Annotated in this window: 22 protein-coding genes and 1 pseudogene; 16 read left to right on the top strand and 7 right to left on the bottom strand. The window is 35.6% G+C overall.

Annotated elements, in window-relative coordinates; genetic code table 11:
• Positions 1–25: 25 nt before the first annotated feature.
• A complete protein-coding gene (gene trhA, locus ACH6CY_RS02380) occupies positions 26–673 on the bottom strand; it encodes a PAQR family membrane homeostasis protein TrhA (RefSeq protein WP_374065632.1) in 648 nt (215 codons plus the stop codon).
• 140 nt (positions 674–813) lie between these two features.
• Between trhA and ACH6CY_RS02375 the strand changes: the two genes are divergently transcribed.
• Positions 814–1,395: a DUF1836 domain-containing protein gene (locus tag ACH6CY_RS02375; protein WP_374065631.1), complete on the top strand. Its 582-nt coding sequence runs from the start codon at positions 814–816 to the stop codon at positions 1,393–1,395.
• A 124-nt stretch (positions 1,396–1,519) separates the two neighbouring features.
• On the opposite strand, the gene ACH6CY_RS02370 is transcribed toward ACH6CY_RS02375, so the two are convergent.
• The 3 genes from ACH6CY_RS02370 to ACH6CY_RS02360 all read right to left on the bottom strand — a co-directional run bounded on the left by ACH6CY_RS02370 (position 1,520) and on the right by ACH6CY_RS02360 (position 3,400).
• Positions 1,520–1,783, bottom strand: coding sequence for a hypothetical protein (locus ACH6CY_RS02370; RefSeq protein ID WP_374065630.1), 264 nt, complete (start codon positions 1,781–1,783; stop codon positions 1,520–1,522).
• An 81-nt stretch (positions 1,784–1,864) separates the two neighbouring features.
• On the bottom strand, positions 1,865–2,686 hold the full coding sequence (locus ACH6CY_RS02365; protein WP_374065629.1) for a DUF2268 domain-containing putative Zn-dependent protease: 822 nt from the start codon (positions 2,684–2,686) through the stop codon (positions 1,865–1,867).
• An 18-nt stretch (positions 2,687–2,704) separates the two neighbouring features.
• Positions 2,705–3,400 (bottom strand): class I SAM-dependent methyltransferase, encoded by a 696-nt coding sequence (locus ACH6CY_RS02360; protein ID WP_374065628.1) that lies wholly within the window; start codon positions 3,398–3,400, stop codon positions 2,705–2,707.
• Positions 3,401–3,592: 192 nt separating this feature from the next.
• On the opposite strand from ACH6CY_RS02360, the gene ACH6CY_RS02355 reads away from it, so the two are divergent.
• The 4 genes from ACH6CY_RS02355 (at position 3,593) to ACH6CY_RS02340 (ending at position 8,696) form a co-directional block, all read left to right on the top strand.
• Complete coding sequence (locus ACH6CY_RS02355) at positions 3,593–4,090, top strand: Lrp/AsnC family transcriptional regulator (protein WP_374065627.1); 498 nt, start codon at positions 3,593–3,595, stop codon at positions 4,088–4,090.
• Positions 4,087–5,259 carry an aminotransferase gene (locus tag ACH6CY_RS02350; RefSeq protein WP_374065626.1) on the top strand — a complete coding sequence of 391 codons (1,173 nt, stop codon included), beginning with the start codon at positions 4,087–4,089 and terminating at the stop codon, positions 5,257–5,259. Before ACH6CY_RS02355 ends, ACH6CY_RS02350 begins: the two co-directional genes overlap by 4 nt.
• Before the next feature lie 161 nt (positions 5,260–5,420).
• Positions 5,421–7,097, top strand: a complete 1,677-nt coding sequence (locus tag ACH6CY_RS02345) for a formate--tetrahydrofolate ligase (protein WP_374065625.1) — start codon at positions 5,421–5,423, stop codon at positions 7,095–7,097.
• A gap of 111 nt (positions 7,098–7,208) precedes the next feature.
• Positions 7,209–8,696, top strand: coding sequence for an amidase (locus ACH6CY_RS02340; RefSeq protein WP_374065624.1), 1,488 nt, complete (start codon positions 7,209–7,211; stop codon positions 8,694–8,696).
• 130 nt (positions 8,697–8,826) lie between these two features.
• Here the strand turns inward: ACH6CY_RS02340 and ACH6CY_RS02335 are convergent, their stop codons facing one another.
• From ACH6CY_RS02335 to ACH6CY_RS02325, 3 genes are all read right to left on the bottom strand, one after another.
• Positions 8,827–9,117, bottom strand: a complete 291-nt coding sequence (locus ACH6CY_RS02335) for a HesB/YadR/YfhF family protein (protein ID WP_374065623.1) — start codon at positions 9,115–9,117, stop codon at positions 8,827–8,829.
• A gap of 53 nt (positions 9,118–9,170) precedes the next feature.
• Positions 9,171–9,893, bottom strand: coding sequence for a DUF421 domain-containing protein (locus ACH6CY_RS02330; RefSeq protein WP_374065622.1), 723 nt, complete (start codon positions 9,891–9,893; stop codon positions 9,171–9,173).
• 96 nt (positions 9,894–9,989) lie between these two features.
• Positions 9,990–10,751, bottom strand: coding sequence for a helix-turn-helix domain-containing protein (locus ACH6CY_RS02325; protein ID WP_374065621.1), 762 nt, complete (start codon positions 10,749–10,751; stop codon positions 9,990–9,992).
• Between the two features lie 457 nt (positions 10,752–11,208).
• Between ACH6CY_RS02325 and ACH6CY_RS02320 the strand changes: the two genes are divergently transcribed.
• The 11 genes and pseudogenes from ACH6CY_RS02320 to ACH6CY_RS02270 all read left to right on the top strand — a co-directional run bounded on the left by ACH6CY_RS02320 (position 11,209) and on the right by ACH6CY_RS02270 (position 21,879).
• Complete coding sequence (locus ACH6CY_RS02320) at positions 11,209–11,835, top strand: response regulator transcription factor (RefSeq protein WP_374065619.1); 627 nt, start codon at positions 11,209–11,211, stop codon at positions 11,833–11,835.
• A gap of 676 nt (positions 11,836–12,511) precedes the next feature.
• A pseudogene (locus ACH6CY_RS02315) lies at positions 12,512–12,886 on the top strand (CAP domain-containing protein); the annotation flags it as partial.
• 246 nt (positions 12,887–13,132) lie between these two features.
• Positions 13,133–14,287 carry an MFS transporter gene (locus ACH6CY_RS02310; protein WP_374065618.1) on the top strand — a complete coding sequence of 385 codons (1,155 nt, stop codon included), beginning with the start codon at positions 13,133–13,135 and terminating at the stop codon, positions 14,285–14,287.
• A 47-nt stretch (positions 14,288–14,334) separates the two neighbouring features.
• Positions 14,335–15,075 carry a threonine/serine exporter family protein gene (locus tag ACH6CY_RS02305; protein ID WP_374065617.1) on the top strand — a complete coding sequence of 247 codons (741 nt, stop codon included), beginning with the start codon at positions 14,335–14,337 and terminating at the stop codon, positions 15,073–15,075.
• A 15-nt stretch (positions 15,076–15,090) separates the two neighbouring features.
• The gene (locus ACH6CY_RS02300; protein ID WP_374065616.1) at positions 15,091–15,528 is read left to right on the top strand and encodes a threonine/serine exporter family protein; all 438 of its coding nucleotides are present in this window, start codon (positions 15,091–15,093) and stop codon (positions 15,526–15,528) included.
• 35 nt (positions 15,529–15,563) lie between these two features.
• Positions 15,564–16,463, top strand: coding sequence for an AEC family transporter (locus ACH6CY_RS02295; RefSeq protein ID WP_374065615.1), 900 nt, complete (start codon positions 15,564–15,566; stop codon positions 16,461–16,463).
• A 144-nt stretch (positions 16,464–16,607) separates the two neighbouring features.
• Positions 16,608–16,916 (top strand): PTS sugar transporter subunit IIB, encoded by a 309-nt coding sequence (locus ACH6CY_RS02290; RefSeq protein ID WP_374065614.1) that lies wholly within the window; start codon positions 16,608–16,610, stop codon positions 16,914–16,916.
• A gap of 36 nt (positions 16,917–16,952) precedes the next feature.
• The gene (locus ACH6CY_RS02285) at positions 16,953–17,942 is read left to right on the top strand and encodes a LacI family DNA-binding transcriptional regulator (RefSeq protein ID WP_374065613.1); all 990 of its coding nucleotides are present in this window, start codon (positions 16,953–16,955) and stop codon (positions 17,940–17,942) included.
• Between the two features lie 122 nt (positions 17,943–18,064).
• Entirely contained in the window at positions 18,065–19,453 is a 1,389-nt protein-coding gene (locus ACH6CY_RS02280; protein ID WP_374065612.1) for a sucrose-specific PTS transporter subunit IIBC, read from the top strand.
• A gap of 23 nt (positions 19,454–19,476) precedes the next feature.
• The gene (locus tag ACH6CY_RS02275; protein WP_374065611.1) at positions 19,477–20,946 is read left to right on the top strand and encodes a glycoside hydrolase family 32 protein; all 1,470 of its coding nucleotides are present in this window, start codon (positions 19,477–19,479) and stop codon (positions 20,944–20,946) included.
• A 546-nt stretch (positions 20,947–21,492) separates the two neighbouring features.
• Positions 21,493–21,879, top strand: a complete 387-nt coding sequence (locus ACH6CY_RS02270) for an OsmC family protein (protein ID WP_374065610.1) — start codon at positions 21,493–21,495, stop codon at positions 21,877–21,879.
• Positions 21,880–21,969: the final 90 nt, after the last annotated feature.

Below are 21,969 nucleotides of genomic sequence, written 5' to 3'. Positions count from 1 at the left end.
ACCGAAGTGACCGATCACTTCGGTTTTACAATACATATAAATATACACTTAAGAAATGAGCTAATGTTCCGAGTAAAATAAAAATATGAAAAATTTCATGAAATCCCATATATTTTGATTCTAAGAAACTTGGTTTCGTTGCATAGATAATACCACCGATTGTATAAATGATACCTCCTAAAAACAATAAAACTAACCCACCAGTCGGAATATTTGCCGCTAGCGGTGCAGCCACAAAAATAATCATCCAACCCATTACAATATATAATGTTGTTGATAACCATCTTGGGCAATGAAACCAAACCATTTTAAAAACAACACCACTAATTGCCACGCCAGTAATAATGCCGAATAACACCCAACCAGTTACATCATTTAATGAAATTAAACAGAATGGTGTATATGTTCCAGCAATTAGAATAAAAATCATGGAGTGATCTAATTTTCTAAGCCAAGCAATAACCTTATCTCTAGCAATAACCATGTGGTAAGTGGCAGAAGTGGCATACAACATAATCATACTAATCCCAAAGATAATCACTGCTGCAATTGTTAAATTTGAATGAGGGACAGAGGCTGCTTTAATTACTAACGCTAATAAACCGACGAAAGACAAAATTGCTCCAGCTAAATGAGTAAAACCATTTACTGGTTCTCGAATGAATTGGTGCATATAAACACTCCGATCATGTTATGTGGTTTTAGATACTACATAACATGATATAACTTTTTAATTAAGTAGTCAACATTTACCTTTTCTTATGAACAGGATATAATTGATCTATAGTCTTAGCGCAGAATTGAGGTTTGATGATGGATAATTTATCAGAATTAATCAAAAATGTTGGGTTGACTAATCAAGTTCGATTAGAAGATATTCCGGCGATTGATTTATATATGGATCAAGTAACACAGTTATTTGAAAACACCTATCATGCGAGTAAAAGAAATGAAAATGAGAAAGTGTTGACGAAGACAATGATTAATAATTATGCAAAGGGAAAATTGTTGTTTCCGATAGAAAATAAAAAATATACTAAAGCGCATATTATGCTGATTCAATTGATTTATCAATTAAAAGGTGCTTTATCGATTAATGATATCCGAATTGTTTTAGAAAAATTAAACAGGAAACTCGACACAAAAGCATTAGCGTTCGAACCGATTTACCAACAATACATTCGAATGCAAGATGAGCAGGTGCAGACATTTCAAGACGCTGTGAAGACGTTGCATCAAGCTGTCGAAGAAAAGTTATCTGAAGTAGAGGTGAAGGATCAAGCATATATCGAACAATTATTAATGGTTACGTCATTAATTAATATGAGTAATATGTATCGTAAATTAGCGGAACGAATCGTTGATCAAATGGAAGGAACGAAAGATATAAAATAATTTCATCATAATATATATTATTAAAAACTTTAGTGAATGACGGTATAAAATAAACAGCTGAAATATACAATCGTATATTTCAGCTTGTGTTTGGAATGATTGCTTCCTAGTGCTTTAGCGTTTATTACCAGAAGAAGAGTGGAAGTAAGGCTAAAGTAGCGATAGAGCCTAAAGCAACGCCCCACCCAAAGCCAGGTCTTGGTCCCCAATAAGGTCCCCAGTAGCCATAGCCATACCCTCCGAGATTAGAAGGCATCGGCTGTAGAAATACGTGTGAATTATTCACACGATGAATCACTCCACGATGTTCCCTGCCATCTTTTGTTCGAATTTGTACAGGACGACCAATGTTTTTGTTGCAAAGATTATAATAACGAGACATGAGCATACTCCTTTCTTGCCAAGTTACTATATCTTATGACAAACGTATAGGAATGTAAGGGATACACGCCGACGGTGAACACCCATTTTATAAATGATCTATGCTAGTAAGAATTTCTTTTGTCGGGGTAGTGATTAATTGTTTGGTGGAAATGTTATATTTTTTTATATAATGATCGATCACATCGTATCCAACAGCATACCCTGCCCATTGTGGAATTTCCTCAGTTCCATACATGAGCGCATAGTGTTTCATACAAGTACTTGACACGTCAATGTTTGGCTGTATCCATTCTTTCCATAAATCCGCTAGTTGCGCTTTACTATATAAATGAACCCAAGGTGAACAATACCTTTCTCCTATTAGCTCTTTTACAGCAGCTTCTGCTATTCCCTCTAAAACTATCGCATCTGCAAGTGTAAATGTAAGCCCTAGTGCTGAAAAATGTTGCAGACGACAAATATGACTATATTCATGCGTGAGTAATACTTGCAATTGTATTTCAGTTGTTTGATCTGTGATAAACAGAAACAATTTATCTGTAAAGCTTAACCCAGATACACCGTTGAATTGTTTTAGTAATTGAGGGTTTGTAAAGTCGGAAGGGAATATAAAAAGTGTTCCTTCCTGCTTTGACCAAAGTTTTTCAAGTGTTTGAAGCTGCTGTCTAACACGCTCCCAATAGTTTTTAGCGATGATTTGTTTGATAACCTGTTTATCGATTGGATCAGGATAAAACATGCCGTGTTGGATAAGGTGATGTTGTATGGTATGTGCATCTGTATCTTGAAAGTAGGGGGCGAGCGGTTGACATAGTGTTTCAGCGTGTATTTGCAAGTTATCCTGTAACCTGTTTTTCTTATTGATTGTATATTCTTGTAACCAAGCTGCGGTATTTTTAATTTTCATCATGATTGATTCCTTTGATTATTTCTTGCAATAATACAGTCTGGAGCTTAGTGTACTTTTGTATTTTTCGGTTAAATGATAATGTGTAGCCATTAATTCAAAATGTCTCTGACTAATGACTGTTTGTAAATCGAAATCAATAATGTTTTCTAAATGATCAGGAATTGCTTCTACAGAAATAATTTGAAAACCAGCTTTACGAATAGAATCACACCACATTTCTTTAGTCAATAATTGAGGAATGCGATAAAAGTCTTCAATTTCTAATTGTTCTTCTTGTTTTAGCGTATCATTTGTAGTCATCTCTAGTAATATCAAATTGCCATTATCTTTTATAATACGAGCATACTCTTTTAAGGCTAGGTCGATTGGTGTAAACGCAGTAACCGATTCAGATAAAATCAATCCAAAATAGTTATTGGGAAAAGGTAAATTCTCAATATCTGCATGTTTTAATGTGATAGACGGATGATCCTTTAGACGTTTTTTTGCATTAGCTAGCATAGTGTTGTGTTGATCAATACCATATAGCGGATTCGGGAGTGTGTTTGCTAAATATTCAAGCGTTTGTCCATTGCCACAGCCGACATCTAGTACTTTTTCATCGGGGGCTAATTGTAGTCGGTCAACGATATGCTTAGTGGCACTTAACCCCCCAGGATGTGCACCTCCTATACCAAACGTAGCGATCATATCTGTATAATTAACATTCATGTTTTAAAACTCCTTTAAGTCATTTAAATTAATATGTTTTTTTTCTTCTGAGATAATATATGCGCCAATAAAAGAAAAGGGAAGATAGTATTAGAAGGTTTCGGTTATTTACCTTCGCTTTCGTTTGTAGTACGATAAAGTATAATTATCAAACTAAGTCTTATGTTTATCATTGAAAAGTGGGTGAATGACATGGAAAAGAAAGAGCTAGAATTATTAAAGCTATTAGAAAAAAATGGACGATTGGAAGTCGAGACAATTGCTAAAATGATTGATCTTACGGTAGGTCAAACAAAAGGAATGATGGAGAAGCTAGAAAATGAATGTGCTATTTTAGGTTATTCCACTTTAGTTAATTGGGCTAAAGTACTTCAATATGAGGGCGTAACAGCGATGATCGATGTCAAGGTAACACCGACAAGGGGAGCTGGATTTGATAAAATAGCTGAGCGCATTTATCGTTTTCCGGAAGTTAAGGCACTATATCTCATGTCAGGAGCATATGATCTTTCCGTTTCTGTTGAGGGAAAAACAATGATGGAAATCAGTCGATTTGTTTCAGATAAGCTATCTACATTGGATACTGTTGTATCTACCACAACACATTTTGTTCTAAAGAAATATAAGCATGATGGGATTATTTTTGAGGAGCAAGATGAACAAGACAAAAGAATGATGGTTTCGCCATGACAAAACAGAATAAATCTTTTGTAGCCGATCACATAAATGAATTAAAACCATCTGGGATAAGACGTTTTTTTGATTTAGCTTCTAAGATGGAAAACGTCATCTCGTTAGGGGTAGGGGAACCAGACTTTGTAACCCCTTGGAATGTTATTGAAGCGAGTTATCATTCGCTAGAACGCGGGTATACATCTTATACTGCTAATGCTGGTTTATTAGAGTTGCGCCAAGAAATAAGTAAGTTTCTGTCCGGGAATTTTCAAATAGAATATAATCCTGAATCACAAGTACTAGTAACCGTAGGGGCTAGCCAAGCGATAGATGTGGCTTTGCGAGCGATCATTAATCCAGGAGATGAAGTAATTGTTGTAGAGCCTAGCTTTGTTGCTTACGTGCCAGCAGTACGTTTAGCTGGTGGAACTCCAGTTATTGTTGAGGCGACTCAAGCATACGAATTCAAAGTACAATCGAGTCAAGTTGAAGCTGCTATTACACCAAAAACAAAGGCTATTTTGATTTGTAGTCCCAATAATCCAACAGGTGCAGTATTAAGTAAAGAAGAGTTAGAAGCGATAGCTAATGTTGTAAAGAAACATAACCTTCTTGTTTTGTCTGATGAAATATATGCAGATCTAACATACGATGAAGCATTTACTAGCTTTGCATCAATTGAAGGTATGATGGAGCACACTATTCTTATTTCTGGTTTTTCTAAAGCATTTGCTATGACAGGCTGGCGATTAGGTTATGTAGCTGGTCCGGAAGATATTATACAAGCAATGACTAAGATTCACCAATACACTATCATGTGTGCACCAACAATGGCGCAACATGGTGCATTAGAAGCACTGCGTAATGGCATGGATAATGTAAGAGAAATGCGTGTGAGTTATCGTCAACGTAGAAATTTTGTTGTAAAGTCCCTGCAAGATATGGGGCTTGACTGTCATTTGCCAGGAGGAGCATTTTATGTGTTTCCTTCCATTCAAAAAACAGGTCTGACTTCAACTGAATTTGCTGAGCAACTTTTACAAGAACAACATGTAGCTGTTGTTCCAGGAGATGTATTTGGTAACAGCGGAAGCGGGTACATTCGATGTTCTTATGCATCGTCAATGAAACAACTTGATCAAGCAATGAAAAGGATGGCTAAATTCGTTCAAACAAAATTATAAATTAATTAGGCAGGGATTCCTCGAAATTCCTGTCTATTTTGTATGAGTTAAGCAAGTAACGAAATATAACTGATTTGAAACAAAACAAATAGATAAATGTTATAATTATGCATAGATTGATAGGAAATGCATAACAAAATATTGGATAGGAGTGTTCTTTAATGGTTGTACCTACAGATATTGATATAGCCAATCAAGTCACAAAAAAGCCGATTAAAGAGATAGCGGAACGGATAGGCTTGCTAGAATCGGAGTGGGAACCGTATGGGAACTATAAAGCAAAAATCTCACTTTCACTTCTGGATCGTTTGAAAAATAAGCCGGATGGGAATCTAGTGCTAGTAACCTCGATAAATCCTACCTCGGCAGGAGAAGGGAAATCAACGGTTACTGTGGGGTTAGGGCAAGCAATGAATCAGCTTGGGCACCAAACAGTTGTTGCATTACGTGAACCTTCTTTAGGTCCAACAATGGGGTTAAAAGGTGGTGCTAGTGGAGGAGGTTATGCTCAAGTAGTTCCAATGGAAGATATCAATCTTCATTTTACCGGAGATATCCATGCAATCACTACTGCTAATAATGCATTAGCTGCGTTTATTGACAATCATATTTTCCAAGGAAATGAATGTAATATTGATACACGTAGAATTGTTTGGAAACGTGTGGTGGATTTAAATGATCGCGCATTGCGAAATGTCGTTATTGGATTAGGAGGAGCGAAACAAGGTGTGCCAAGAGAGGATGGATTTAATATTACTGTAGCCTCTGAAATCATGGCGATCTTTTGTTTAGCAAGCAACTTATCGGATATGCGTAAGCGCTTGGCGAATATTGTTGTCGGTTATCGTCCAGATGAAACGCCTGTGACTGTAGCCGATTTAAAAGTAGAAGGGGCTTTGACATTACTTTTAAAAGAAGCGGTTATGCCTAATTTAGTGCAAACACTTGAGAACACACCAGCAATTATTCATGGTGGTCCATTTGCAAATATTGCTCATGGTTGTAATAGTTTACTTGCAACTAAAATGGCAAGCAAGTTAGGGGACTATGTCATTACCGAGGCAGGATTTGGTGCCGATTTAGGTGCGGAGAAATTTTTGAATATAAAGGCGAGGATTGGAGAACTGGATCCTAAAGCCGTTGTGATTGTTGCTACGATTCGGGCGCTAAAGCTACATGGTGGTGTAGAGCAGGGAAAATTGAATGAAGAAAATATCGACGGATTACGTGAAGGGATAAAAAATCTAAAAAAACATATGGAAACCATTGAATCGTTTGGTTTACCATTTGTTATAGCGATTAATCGCTTTGTGCACGATACAGAGAATGAAATCACCTTTGTTCAGCGATGGTGTAAAGAACAAGGTGTAGAAGTGGCTTTAACTGAGGTTTGGGAGCATGGTGGTAAGGGTGGTATAGAACTAGCCAATAAATTAGTAGAAACAATCGAACAGAAGCAAGCAAACTTCACGCCATTGTATCATTTGAAAGATACAATGCAAGATAAAATGAAACAAATTGCTCAAAAAGTTTATGGAGCGAAGGATGTGTCATTTACTCCACAAGTAGAGCAGCAAATAAAAGAAATGACAGCACTTGGTTGGGGGAACTTACCTATTTGTATGGCTAAAACGCAATATTCATTATCTGATGATCCGAATAAGATAGGTAGGCCAGAGGATTTTGTTATTACGGTAAGGGAGTTAAGACCATCAATTGGTGCCGGTTTTATCGTTGCACTAACTGGTGATGTGTTAACAATGCCTGGATTACCAAAGGAACCAGCAGCATTAAAAATGGACATGGATGATCAAGGAAGAGCTGTTGGTCTTTTTTAACTTTTGTTAGCTATTAAATGTATAGTTAAAGATAATGATCCGTAAAACATGGGAGATTATCCGCGTGTTTTACTGCAAGTATGAAATATATTATTTTTGTTGGAGGATTCTATGGATAGTAAAGAGTATCAGCGATTTGATGCAATTGATCTAGCAAATCTGATTCAAAAAAAAGAAGTATCTAGTGAAGAGTTATTACATGCAGCATTTGAACGAATAAACGAGGTGAATACAGAGCTTAATGCGGTTGTTCGAACGAGAAAACATGCGGTATATGAAGAAGCGAAAAAAGTAAAAGCTGCTCCGTTTTCTGGTGTGCCAATTTTATTAAAAGACATATCTCAAGCAATTAAAGGAGAAGTGCTAAGCTCTGGATCAAAGCTATTAAAAAAAAATATAGCGGAATATGATTCTAATTTTGTTGCAAGATTAAGAAAAATTGGTTTTTTACCAATTGGCCATACAAATACACCTGAATTTGGCTTGAAAAATATTACTGAACCTGAAGCTTATGGTGCAACGAGGAATCCTTGGAACTTGGAGCACTCTCCTGGAGGTTCAAGTGGTGGAGCAGCGGCAGCCGTTGCAGCTGGTATTGTCCCTGTTGCAGGTGCAAGTGATGGTGGAGGATCGATAAGGATACCTGCGTCATTCACTAGTTTATTTGGACTGAAACCTACAAGAGGGCGTACCCCTGTTGGACCCGGCGTTGGCAGACAATGGCAAGGTGCTTCGATTGATTTTGTGTTAACAAAGTCAGTGAGAGATAGTGCTGCTCTATTAGATTATTTACAAACTGTGCAACCAGAAGCAGCATTCCAAACACCATTATTTGAAGGAAGTTATTTAAATATTGTTAACAGACAGGATAGAAAAAAACTTCGGATTGGTTTTACAAGTGAGTCTCCAGTAGGGACACCAGTCAGTAAAGATGCTAAACAAGCAGTTGCACGAGTAGTTAATTGGTTAGTAAAAGAAGGACACGATGTAGAAGAATGTTCTATTCCTGTTGATGGGTATCAGTTAATCAATCATTATTACAAAATGAATGCAGGGGAAATGAATCGAGTAATTATTGGAATGGAGCAAGCTTTACAAAGGGAGCTGACAGCAAACGATGTCGATCTTTTCACTTGGGTACTACATCAATCTGGCAAGAACATTTCAGCAGCGATGTATAGTGAGAGTCTAATAGGCTGGGATAAAGCTGCGGAACAAATGATGAAATTTCATGAAGCCTATGATGTGTTAATTACACCGACGAATGCCCACCCTGCGCCTGAAATTGCTGTGCTCACACCTTCGGACTTGGAGATGGAGCAATTATTGCGAGTAAGTGAACACAGCGCCAGTGAACAACAACAACTGATATATGATATGTTTTTACCTAGCTTGACTTACACACCATTTACGCAATTAGCAAATTTAACAGGTCAGCCTGCAATGAGTATACCTGTTTATCTTACTAATAATCATTTACCAATGGGTGTCCAAGTGATGGCATCAAAAGGAAAAGAAGACCTTTTATTTCAACTTGCTGCTCAACTAGAACAATCTAATCTATGGATAAAGCCTGAACAACATTTATATGTTAAATAATACGACGGTAACAAGATCATTTTAAACAAAAACATCAAAGTGAGTGTGATTTTTATTTGATCCGCTACACAAATCATAATTCATTTGTGTAGCGGAAAAGTAGTTAGTTATATTGCTGCTTAACTTAACTTTACTTAATGACAAAGTCAATCTCATTATATTTTCTAGCATATTTGATGTGGAAGTTCATTCCATCAAAATACCAAGCATCAGATTTTTCAACAAAAAAAGTAATGCCACTTTTTGTCACCAGCATTGCTGGATCATTTGGTATGTCGTTAGTAGACATGCCTAAAGAGAACCCTTTGTGGATCCCTCCATGCCCGCCATATCGCGCAAAGAAACGAACATAATCGTGCTCTTTTAAGTTTAGTTCATTAATAAACCATGTCACAGCAGGTTGAGTGATTGATAATTCCATGATGTATATATCCCCCTTTGCCTATTACTATATCAAAAATAGTAAATTAATCGTTAAAAATTAAGCGGTGGCAACGCCATGTTTTCATGTTTTTTTGAAAAGTGCAAATGCAAATCCTCAGTTAATGAAGCATAAAAAACCTCATCTATATCTTGAATGCCATTAGCGTATAAAGATCGGAGCAGCCATGGTTCATCTACTTGTAATTGCCTAAGAACATTCGGATACAGTTTCCCATCAACGATGACAGGAAAGGCTAATTTGTTTGCAGCATTGTTCTTTGTTGGAGTGCCATTTTTCATATTGTGATTTGGCTTTGTTTTTTGAAAAACACTTAATCGCCCGTTTGCCTCGATAATTGCTAATTCAACATCAGCTAAATTAACTATGTCATTTTGACGGAGCATAAGTAAAATACTATCCATGGAATATTTAATTTTTTTCAGGTTTTCACTTGCTAATTTCCCATCTTTAATGACGATGATTGGTGAGAAAGTTAAATAGTGTCCTACTTTTTGATTTAAACGAAGAGACGCAACTATTTTTTCTAAAACAGCAATACCAACAATGGCAATGACAGTATGAATGTGTTTTATATTAGGGTCAGCGATATCTGCACCTACAACAGAACCAAGCGTTAATACAATTAGAAAATCAAAAACAGGTAACTCTCCAATCGCTCGTCTTCCCATAAAAATAGTTACAACTAGTAGTAGCGGAAGAATAGTGAAAATACGTCCAACTACAGTCAAAATTTCAGTAAACAATTCTATCATCCTCCAAACGATCTATATAGATAATATGGACCGGTGAGTTAAATTGTATGAAATTAATTCTTTATGAGAATACGGTCATGTCGAACGAAATTAAGTTTAAGAAGGACATGTAGAGGACGAGTTGTATAAACTAGTAACAAGTCCATGTATTTGTATTTCTTTCTCGTTAACTATGTCAATATTATCATCTGAATCAATCGCTTGTAAAATCAACGCATCTTCACGTTTTATCAGTTTGCACATAATTAACTGCTTATCGTATGTAGCTAAAACAGTTTGCCCACTTGCTGCATCCGTTTGCTTTTTTATGATAGCTAATTCTGTTGTTTTCTTTGTTTCTAATTGATTCTGGTTGTATGAACTAGAATAAAGAAAATCACCTTCTTTAGCTAATGAAACTGGTATTGGAAGGTGTGTAACAATATTCTCATCTGATAAAATAGCTTCATTTACTATCGTTTGCTTCAACAAGGGTAAAAAGGTAAATTGCTTTTGTAGAATCTTCTCTTGTTGATTCATGTGTATCGTGTAATTTCTGTAAAATTCTACAAATGCATGGATGAAATGCTGGTCTTTCATTGACAGATTTGTTATCTCTGTTTGTAACTGGCTTGCATCAGTTACTAAAAAATTTCCACTGTAATCGATTTTTGCTACAGTAGTTCCTTTTAATATCCAATCTGTTGATACATTAAAGTGCTCTGATAATGCAACGATAAACCTTCCACCTGGAATTCGTTTGTCACTCTCCCAATTGCTAATATTTGCGGAGTCTGTGCCAATCGCTTTACCGAGTATTGCCATCGAGTGCCCTCTTTCTTTTCGTAACTGCTTTATACGCTTTCCTATTGTCTTCACTTTTATAACTCCCCCCAATGAGTATTGATAGTAGTATCTTTATACTATCAAAAATGAATATTTTTACCTATTTTTAATAATAAAATAGTATCATTAATTGTTATTTATTAGCGTTTATTTGACTATGTTAATTTTAATCAGTAAAATTGTTAAAGAATACTAACTGATATGTAGAATATATCAACTAGTATAAGTAAAAGGATTAAATTGATTAATATTTAGGCAAAAGGGAGGAGAAACGTCAATCTTGCCAAGAAATGATAAGAGTTCGTTACCTATTTCTCAAACGTGGCTATAAAAAGAAATAATTCATGTGCTAAATTCAATCTTCATTAAATAATTAGGTTAGGTTGATTATATTTTTACCCGTTTTTCCAATAAATCAATCCGATTTATGAATCTTTTTTACTACATAGTTAGATATTCTAAAAAAATTGGATGGTTAGGTGATAAAAAAGTGAATATAATCTTTATTAAACGACCTTCTTTGTTGCGAGAGGGAATTGTAGAGCTTTTACAGAGAAAATTGCATAACAAAAAAGTGTATGCTTGTGATGTGACAGACCTTAAAGCGTATGAAAGAATATGTGGTATGGTAATGATAGATATTACAATAGATTCTCCAGATTTAAATTTAGTACATTATTTTAAACAGTTGGGAAAAAAAGTAATTATATGGGTGAGTGATGAGAAAAATCAACAATTGGCACATGTGTTCAAACTAGGGTTAGATGGCTATTTTTATCAAGGTATGGAAGAGAAAGAGTTACTAGATGCGATCTACACAATTGAATCAGGGAGAAAATACATTCATCCTATCCTATCAGCAAGCTTATTAGAGGAATATGTTCGGGTCAATGATAAACAACCAAAACAGCCAATGGGTATTTTATCTAATAGAGAGTGGGAAGTGTTACAATTACTTTCTGAAGGCTATAACAATCTAGATATTGCTGCAAATTTGTACTTATCTGATAAAACTGTAAAAAACTACATTAGTTCGATTCTAAAAAAATTAAATGTACCAGACCGAACAAATGCGGTGCTAAAAGCTGTAAAGGAAGAATGGCTATACATATCATGAATTTGACTTCTTTCTTTTTAGTGAATGGAATTTCAAAAAAATATTTTTAGAATAGGAAGACTATTATTGAGGGAATAGTTAACTAATGAATGGATTAGAACAATTTTTTCTCTAAACAATATGCTATATATGATTGAAAGGTATTAAGATCACATTGATTGAAAAAAGAAAGTGCCTCTATATTACAAATGTTTTCCTAATCAAGCAATCCTATACAGATACCTGGAAATAAACTCGCTAGCAAGCTTTGTATCCTTTTTTACGAAGCTTTTTTGTTGTTATTATCTGTATGTAGATATCTGACATGTTTGGCTCTTTTTTTCTTAACCTGAGTACGTATGGGTGCACATAATATTTAAAGATTGAGTGATATTATGTGTAGGAGGGAAAACATATGATAAAACATTTAATGTATGTAACGATAATTGGCTTTTTATTGATGGGTTGTGCAAATAATATATCGGATCAAGCAGAAAAACAAAGAAATCAATTAGATACTGAGCCGATCAGCTTTGGTGGAGAAAATCCATATGCAAATCAGGAGCGGCAAACAAAAAATCATCCATTGCCTATCCAACCAGGTCGGGAACAAAACATTTTTACAAATGATCAAGGCGTTCGAACAGCACCTCCAGAGAAAAACCAACGTAGAGAAAATGAACAAATCGAGGCCGATTCATCTTTTCAGCAAGAAGTGATTCAGTTAACAAATGCTGAAAGAAAAAAACAAGGATTAAGCGAGTTGCAAATGGATACGGAATTATCTCGTGCTGCTCAAATGAAGTCAGAAGACATGGCCAAAAACAATTATTTTTCTCACAGGTCACCGACATATGGATCTCCTTTTGACATGCTACAGGAACTTGGAATTGACTACACCACAGCAGCAGAAAATATTGCGTCAGGACAACAATCGCCTGAAGAAGTAGTTGCTGGTTGGATGAATAGCCCAGGTCATAGAAAGAATATTTTAAACCAAAAAATAACGCATATCGGTGTTGGCTATGCGACGAACGGTGCTTATTGGACGCAGCTCTTTATAGCAAAATAATGAGAGAAAGTGTCTAGGACAAATCAAAATAATGATTATTAAAAGACGAATCTTAATTTTAAAAAGAAGAATTAAGATTCGTCTATTTAGATAAAGTTTGATTATTGAGTCTCTGCCTCTTTATTTATTGAAAAAAATTATCGTGTAGATTAGACGATATGAAATCTCTTAAAAGCTCTTTCTTTATATAACATTAATCCGTATAATAGTATACTAATATAGCGTTGACACAGGGAGAGACGTTTTGTGCATAATAATGAACAATCACTTGTTCCATTAAAAATGTTATTATTCAGTTTTCATGGGGCGAATACAATAGTTATTAGTTTTTTACCATTGTTGCTACAATATAGAGGTTTAACAGGGAGTGAGATTGGTTGGGTTTTAGCAGTAGGTCCAACTGTATCCATTTTTTCACAGCCTTTTTGGGGCTATATGAGTGATAAATATCAAACAGTTAAGCGCATTTTAATGATTTGTTTAATTGGTCTTTTAGTTAGTAGTGTTTTTTTCTTTCAAATGACAATTCTTCCTCTTTTATTAATAATGGCGGGAGTGTATTATTTCTTTACTGCTCCTATTGGCGCGTTAGCGGATAGTCTAGCACAGCGAAGAGCTGACTCTCTTGGTATTTCTTTTGGATCGATAAGAACATGGGGATCACTTGGGTTTGCTGTATCTTCTTTGGCTATAGGTAAAGTACTAGAGTTAATTGGTGTCCAAAATTTACTATTTCCGTATTTAATTATGGGTAGTTTAGCGTTGATAGTATGCTTTCGTTTAGTAGATGTTAAAGTGGATGTTGATCCGATTCAATTTGGTGATCTAAAAAAGCTAGTTCGCAATCGTCCATATATTATATTTTTAATATTAATATTGTTTATGACTATCACACACCGTGCGAATGACAGTTATATTGGTTTGTTTATTGAACAATTAGGTGGTAATGAGAGCATCATCGGTGTAGCGTGGTTTGTAGGTGTGGCTAGTGAGGCAATGGTTTTTGCTTTTGCACATTTGTGGTTTCGAAAATTTCACCCATTGATGTTTATTATTGCGGCAGGAGCTTTATTCACAATTAGATGGTTTTTGTATGCATTCATTAATGAGCCATTTATTATTGTGGGCCTTCAAGTATTCCACGGATTAACATTTGGTGTATTTTATTTGGCGGCTTTTCATTATATTACACGGCTTATTCCAAAGGAGCTACAGTCAACGGGTCATTTAGTGTTTATGTCAGTCTTTTTTGGCATATCTGGGATTGTAGGATCCTTAGGAGGTGGAGCCATTATTGATTTATTGGGAGGCAATACTTTATATTTATACATGGGAATCATGGCGCTTGTAGGGACAATATTAATGATAGCTTATCACTTGCTACCCTTTTGGAAGAAATAAAGTGGGTTTTAATAGAAAAGTACACTATTAAGTTAGGAGATGTGTAGGTGAATGAGAAAAAAATAACAAATGTTTGTCTTCTTGCAGGAAAAATTATGTTGCAGGGTGGTGCAGAAACATATCGTGTAGAAGATACGATGATTCGAATTGCTTTGGCTTTTGGTGTAGAGAAAGCACAAAGCCATGCAACGCCAACAGGAATTCTGTTCTCGATGGGAGAAACAGAGCCTACTAACTTTGTACGGATTGTTAAGCGGTCAACAGATTTACATAAAGTAACTCAAGTGAATAGTATTTCACGAAATATATCAAACGGATTAGTATCGTTAGATGAAGCATTACAACAATTGTATAAAATCGAAGCTGAAGTACATGCGTATCCTATTTATGTGCAAATTATAGCCGCCTGTTTAGCAAGTGGGTGCTTTACAATCATGTTCCAAGGGCAATGGATTGATTTCTTTCCTGCATTTATTGCAGGTGGCTTAGGTTATTCAGCTATGGTTTTTCTACAACAAATAATAGAAATCCGTTTTTTTGCTGAATTTTTGTCCTCTTTTTTAATTGGTTTAGCTGCTGTTTTATTTGTTTACACAGGGAATGGTGCAGAATTAGATAAAATTATTATTGGATCTGTTATGCCACTTGTACCGGGTTTACTAATTACTAACGCTGTACGTGACTTGATGGCTGGTCATTTGGTATCAGGTCTGTCAAAAGGTGCAGAAGCATTTTTAACGGCCTTTGCGATTGGTGCAGGAGTTGCGGCAATTTTTTTAATTTCGTGAGGAAGTGTTACAGATATGATCATTGGACAATTAATGACCAGCTTTTTTGCCTCAAGTGCGTTTGCAATCATTTTTAATGCACCAAAAAGATCATTGATTCAATGTGGTGCGGTAGGTATGCTCGGTTGGTATGTATACACAGTCTGTATGTTGCAAAACATAGATGCTGTCGTTGCCACAGTAGCTGCTTCTACTTTAGTAGCTATTTTAAGCCAATTGTGTGCAAAGCTATTTAAAACCCCAATTATTATATTTAATGTGTCTGGAATTATTCCGCTTGTTCCTGGAGGATTGTCATATGATGCGATGCGGCAGTTTGTGGAGAATGATTATAATATGGCTATACAATTAGCTGCAAAGGCATTGTTGATTTCTGGTGCTATTGCTTTAGGATTGGTGTTTTCTGAAATAATTAATCAAATCATACGAAGAGTAAAATGGAAAGATGTTTAGAAAAGTGTGAACTTTAGAAAGTAAAGGTGTTGTTGATGGAATTCATACCTATGTTATTACCTATTTTTTCTGTGTTTGCGATTGGTTTTATTGGAAAAAAATTATGGTCTATTGATGTAAAACCAATAGCAACGATGGCTATTTATTTGCTTTATCCATTCTTGGCGTTTCAAACATTTTATCAAAACCCAATTAATCTAGATTATTTTTATATGTTTATATATTTAGCTTTACTGTGTCTGTTTAGTATTTTAATTTGTTATATTATAGGCGTTATGAAAGGCTGGTCAAAGCGACAATTGAGCGGCTTAATCCTAGCTTCCTCGTTTATGAATAATGGCAATTATGGCGCTCCACTCGTACTTTTAGTTTTTGGTGAAACAGGTTTTCACTATGCGGTCATCCTCATGGTATTGCAGCAATTAATTATGTGTACAGTAGGGATTTATGTTGCAGCACAAGGTGGTCAGACAGAACAAACATATTCCCCATTAAAAGAAGTCATCAAAGTTCCGATTGTATACGGTGCATTAGCTGGCGTAATATTTAATGGATTAGAAATCAGGCTCACACAAGAAATTACAACTGTTGTTAATATGTTAGCTGATGCTGCTATTCCAACAGTGATGATTGTGCTCGGCATGCAGTTGGCAACTATTTCATTGAAAAAAATAGAGTTTGGAAATCTATCTATTGCTTTAGTTATTCGGCTGGCGATTGCTCCGGTTATTGCGGCTATCATTACATTATTTTTACCTATTGATGAGATGGCAAAACAAATTATGATCTTAACTGCTGCTATGCCAACAGCTGCAAATACGACGATGTATGCCGTTAAATTCAATGCTAAGCCTATGTTTGTCTCAAGCGCTACATTAACAAGTACGTTATTAAGTGTGATTACTTTGCCAATTGTGTTGGCGATTATTCTGTGAAATAATTGCTTATAATATGCATTACCGTGCAATATAAATGATGATTAACTCCCTTACTTATTTGTTAAATAAGTAAGGGTGAAAATGTTTGTAAAATGCAATATAATATAAAGAAAGCAGTTAATTTATCAAGGAGGATAACTAATGAAAAAAATATTACTTGCATGCTCAGCTGGAATGTCAACGACCCTTTTAGTTTCTAGAATGAAGGAAGAGGCAGAGGCGCGAGGAATGGATGTTGAGATTTGGGCTGTCACACAAGATAATGCGCCATCTGAAATGAAACGTGCAGATGTATTATTGATCGGTCCACAAATGAGATTTTTGACAGAAAAACTTTCCCGAATTGCTGAAGAATTAGAGATTCCACTTGATGTGATTGATCCTAAAGCTTATGGTCGTGTCGATGGGAAGGGAGTTTTAAATCAAGCGATAGAGTTGATGGTTAAGTAACCATTTATCGTAATAAATAAAAAAGGAAGAATGTGATTGTCTACTATAAAAGAAATTGCTAAAATGGCCGATGTATCACGCTCTACAGTATCAAGGGTTTTGAATGACTCTGGTTATGTTAGCGAAGATGCACGAAAGCGTGTAGAGAAAGTGATTGAAGAAACTGGTTATATGCCTAGTGTGCAAGCGAAATCATTAAGGACTAAAGAGACAAAAGTAATTGGTGTTATTGTTCCGACTATTCGAACGGAAACGTCAAGTCGGCTAGTAGCAGGAATGGATCATATTTTAGCGAAATCTGGTTATCAAATCTTACTTGCTAATACCAATCAAAATAGAGAAAAAGAATTGGAGTTTTTACAATTACTCAAAGTAAGACAAGTGGACGGTATTATACTAGCAGCCACAAATATAAATCCAGAACTGATCAATAAGCTGATGACAATGGATAGTCCGCTTGTAGTAATTGGTCAGGAAATTGATGGTATATCAAATGTTCTATACGATGATTATCATGCAGCGCAAGACCTAACACAACTATTGATTGAAAAAGGTCATAAGCAAATAGGGTTTATTGGTGTGGATGAAAAGGATAGAGCAGTAGGGTATTTAAGGAAAAAAGCCTTTTTAGATACCATGAAGAAAAATACTATTTCTATAGAAGAGAATTGGATGCAGCAAGCCGTTTTTGATATACAATCTGGTTATCGTGCAATGGAAAGAATCATAATGGATTCTAGCAAGAAGCCGACAGCGATATTTGCTGTGACAGATCGTCTCGCCATAGGTGCAATGCAGTATTTAAAACAACATAACTATCAAGTGCCGAATGATGTCGCAGTTGTAAGCATTGGTGCATCAGAGGTGTCAGAGCATATTACCCCTCCTTTGACAACGGTGGATTATCAAAATGAGCAAGCTGGTGAAGAAGCAGCGAAGTTGTTAATGCAGCAAGTAGAAAGTAAAGAGAGTGGTGCGGAAAAAATTATGTTAGGTTATAGACTTTTAGTTAGAGGTAGTGTATAATCAGAGATGAAATCGATTTCATCTCTTTTTTTAATCACTAATATGGAATCGATCCCACTAAGGGATATTATTTTTTTATTTTGTGGGATCGATCCCACAAAAATATAAGGAGTGAACAAATAATGGCAGATAATCGTAAAGTAGCTGAAGAAATAATTAGTGCTGTAGGTGGAAAAGATAACATTTCCTCGTTCGCACATTGCGCTACAAGACTTAGGTTGATGGTAAATGATAAAGAAGTAATTGATCAACAAGCAGTAGAGGCTATAGATAGCGTGAAAGGTGCATTTTTTAATTCTGGGCAATATCAAATTATTTTAGGTACTGGCACAGTTAATCGCGTTTATGAAGAAGTTGAAAAATTAGGTTTACAAGGATCGTCCAAAGCAGAGCAATCAAAGAAAGCAGCGAAATCAGGTAATATATTACAACGTTCGATTCGTACATTGGGAGATGTTTTTGTACCGATTATTCCTGTACTAGTTGCCACGGGTCTTTTTATGGGGGTACGTGGTCTAGTCATGCAAGAACAAATTCTTAGTATGTTCGGCTTAACCCCGGGCGATATATCAGAGAATTTTCTGTTATTCACTCAAATCTTGACGGATACAGCATTTATCTTTTTACCTGCTTTAATTGCATGGTCTGCTTTTAGAGTATTTGGTGGTTCACCAATTATTGGGCTTGTTTTAGGATTGATGCTTGTTAGTCCTTCCTTGCCAAATGCGTGGGGAGTTGCTGGTGGATCAGTTGAGCCAATTTATTTTATGGGATTTATTCCGGTTGTCGGCTATCAAGGCTCCGTATTACCAGCATTTTTTGCAGGGTTGATCGGTGCGAAAGTAGAAAGATTTATAAGAAAACGTGTACCTGAAGCATTAGATTTAATTGTAACACCATTTTTGACTTTACTAATTATGATTAGCTTTGCAATGTTTATACTTGGACCAACTTTTCACGTAGTAGAAGATTATATTTTAGAAGGCACATTAGCTGTTCTAAGTTTACCAATAGGATTAGGTGGCTTACTAATAGGTTTTTTCAATCAGATTATTGTTGTTACTGGTGTACATCATATTTTTAATTTGTTAGAAATTCAGTTATTAGAGAATTTGGGAAGTAACCCTTTTAATGCAATTGTTACAGGGGCAATTGCAGCCCAAGGTGGAGCAGCATTGGCGGTTGGTTTAAAAACAAAATCTACTAAAATGAAGGCTTTAGCTTTACCATCATCCTTATCCGCATTTTTAGGAATAACAGAACCAGCTATTTTTGGTGTTAATCTGAGATTAGGCAAGCCATTTTTAATGGGGCTAATTGGTGGAGGTGTAGGTGGATTTTTAGCTTCTTTACTTGGGCTCGAAGCTACTGGCATGTCTATTACTGTTATCCCCGGAACATTGCTATATTTAAATAGTCAATTGTTATTGTATATTTTTGTTAACATAGTATCTATTGCAACAGCTTTTGTGCTTACTTGGATGTTTGGTTATAAAAATAAAGAAGACTAAACAATCGTTAGGGTGATGCTAGGATGGAGAAAGAGAAGAATCGTTCATTGGATTTACAATTAAAAACACAAGCGATGCAAGAAATTTTGAATAAAACAAAACAAGTCATTCAGGATCCATTTCGATTCCATTACCATATCATGCCACCAGTTGGATTATTAAATGATCCAAATGGATTCGTTTATTTTAAAGGGTTCTATCATTTATTTTTCCAATGGAATCCGTTTGCTACAAACCATAGAAATAAGTTTTGGGCACATATGACATCTACTAACCTTGTTGATTGGAAATGGCAATCTATTGCTTTAGCCCCTAGTGATTGGTTTGATAAAGATGGTTGTTATTCAGGGTCGGCAATTGAAAATGAAGGAAAATTGTATCTGTTTTACACTGGTAATGTTCGTGATTCATCGGGTGATAGAAAGTCTTATCAATGTCTAGCCGTTTCTGAAGATGGCATTCAATTTGAAAAAAAAGGGCCGTTGTTTACTGTACCAGATGGTTATACAGCACATTTTAGAGACCCTAAGGTGTGGAAAGAAAAAGAGCAATGGTATCTTGTGATTGGGGCGCAAACAAATGAGCTCTTAGGATGTGCCTTATTATATCACTCACCTAACTTATTTGATTGGGAGCTTGTTGGAGAAGTTAGAGATCCAAACATCGATTACTCAGATTTCGGTTATATGTGGGAATGTCCAGACCTTCTTCCATTCAAAGAGCAAGATGCATTGTTATTTTCGCCACAAGGAATGGAGCCAGAAGAATTTCGATATCAAAATATCTATCAAACTGGTTATATATTAGGTGAGCTAAATAGAAAAAATGGTTGTTTTATACATCAACCTTTTGTGGAGTTGGACAGCGGATTTGATTTTTATGCACCGCAAACAACAATTGATCAAGCAGGTAGGCGAATTTTATTTGGCTGGATGGGGTTACCAGAGGAAAGTGAGGCTTACCATCCAACAAAAGCATACCATTGGATTCACGCCATGACTATTCCTAGAGAACTTATATTACGAGATAATCATCTTTACCAGCAACCTGTTAAGGAATTAAAACAATTAAGAAGCAATCAAATAATAGACAAACATAAAACAAGTAGTCAAGATGAAGTGATCTACCTAACAGGAAACCATGAGGCGATGGAATTTCAATTCCAAGTTAATCGTTTTCAAGGAGATGCTATTTCTTTTACATTTGATAAAAATACGACACTACGTTTTGATGCTGTGGAACAGATGTTAACTTTAACACGCGCTAATTTTAGAACGAATCAACTAGAGTCTCGCAAAACGGAATTAAAATCATTAACTGATTTGCATATATACCTTGATACATCATCTATTGAAGTGTTTGTTAATCAGGGCGAAAAAGTCTTCTCAGCTCGATTGTTTGAAGATTTATTAACGCGCCAATTAACTATAAAAGTAACAGGAACGCTACAATATGATGTTAGCGGCTGGCAATTAAATAAAGTAATGAGGTAAAAAGAGGTTAAGACAAAACAACATTTCTCAAGAGAAAATCCAAACATTTATATTAATGAAGCAGAACAAACACCGCTGAGGAAATGGACTCCCTTACCGCAGGCACGGCTTCAGATCGTGTTGTACCTGCAGGACAAGGAATACTTCGACCGCAACGCATCGTACGAAGAAAATTGCACTTCATTTTCGAGGAGTGTCGTGTATTTTCACAGCTAGATTATTACTTCAAACAAATAGACGAACCTTAATTCTTTTTAGAATCAAGGTTCGTATTTTGGTAGTCACCTTTTAGTTATGTCCCTGCCTCTTTTTAGAACATAATTTAACTATCTACTATTATAGATAAAGAAATTTTTTTATCGACCGATCGTGTTAGAAAATAAAGTGAGCGTATATTCACCTAACTATTTTGAATAGCACACAGTAAATCAGTGCATTCTTTTTGAACTATATTGTTTTTTGCTCTATAGTAATATTAAAGTAGGTGTAGTTGTAAATAAAAGAGGGAACGTATATACAAGAAATATACTTGGAGGGATAAAGTGAATGATTACATTAAAAAAAGTGAAAGATCAGCCACATAAGGTTACGAATCAAAAAGGAGTAACGTTGATTGCGGCGTCCTCCGACAGTGAGTTGGAAGGATATAGCCCAATGGATTATCTTGCGAGTGGAGTTAGTTTTTGTATGGGATTAACATTAGATGCACTTATCAAACGTGATAATCTTCCAATTGAGTCGTATGACATCGAAGTTCATGTAACGAAAGCGGACGGAAGGCCATCCCGTCTAGAAAAGTTAGATGTAGAAATTACTTTTGATACGAACCTTGAAGATAAAGTGAAGGAGAAATTGATTCGTTCAGCGAAAAGAGCGTGTACCGTTGGAAATACGATAGAACATGGTGCTGAAGTGAATGTAACAGCTAAATAATAAAAAGACTGCATTTCATGAAATGCAGTCTTTTTATTATTTAGAAATTCAAATGTAAAAACGTTATAGAAAAATCAGAATATTTTTAAA

The sequence above is a fragment of the Paraliobacillus sp. JSM ZJ581 genome, from assembly GCF_044383835.1.
Taxonomy (GTDB): Bacteria; Bacillota; Bacilli; order Bacillales; family Amphibacillaceae; genus Paraliobacillus.
This window is presented reverse-complemented; position numbering and strand designations above follow the sequence as displayed.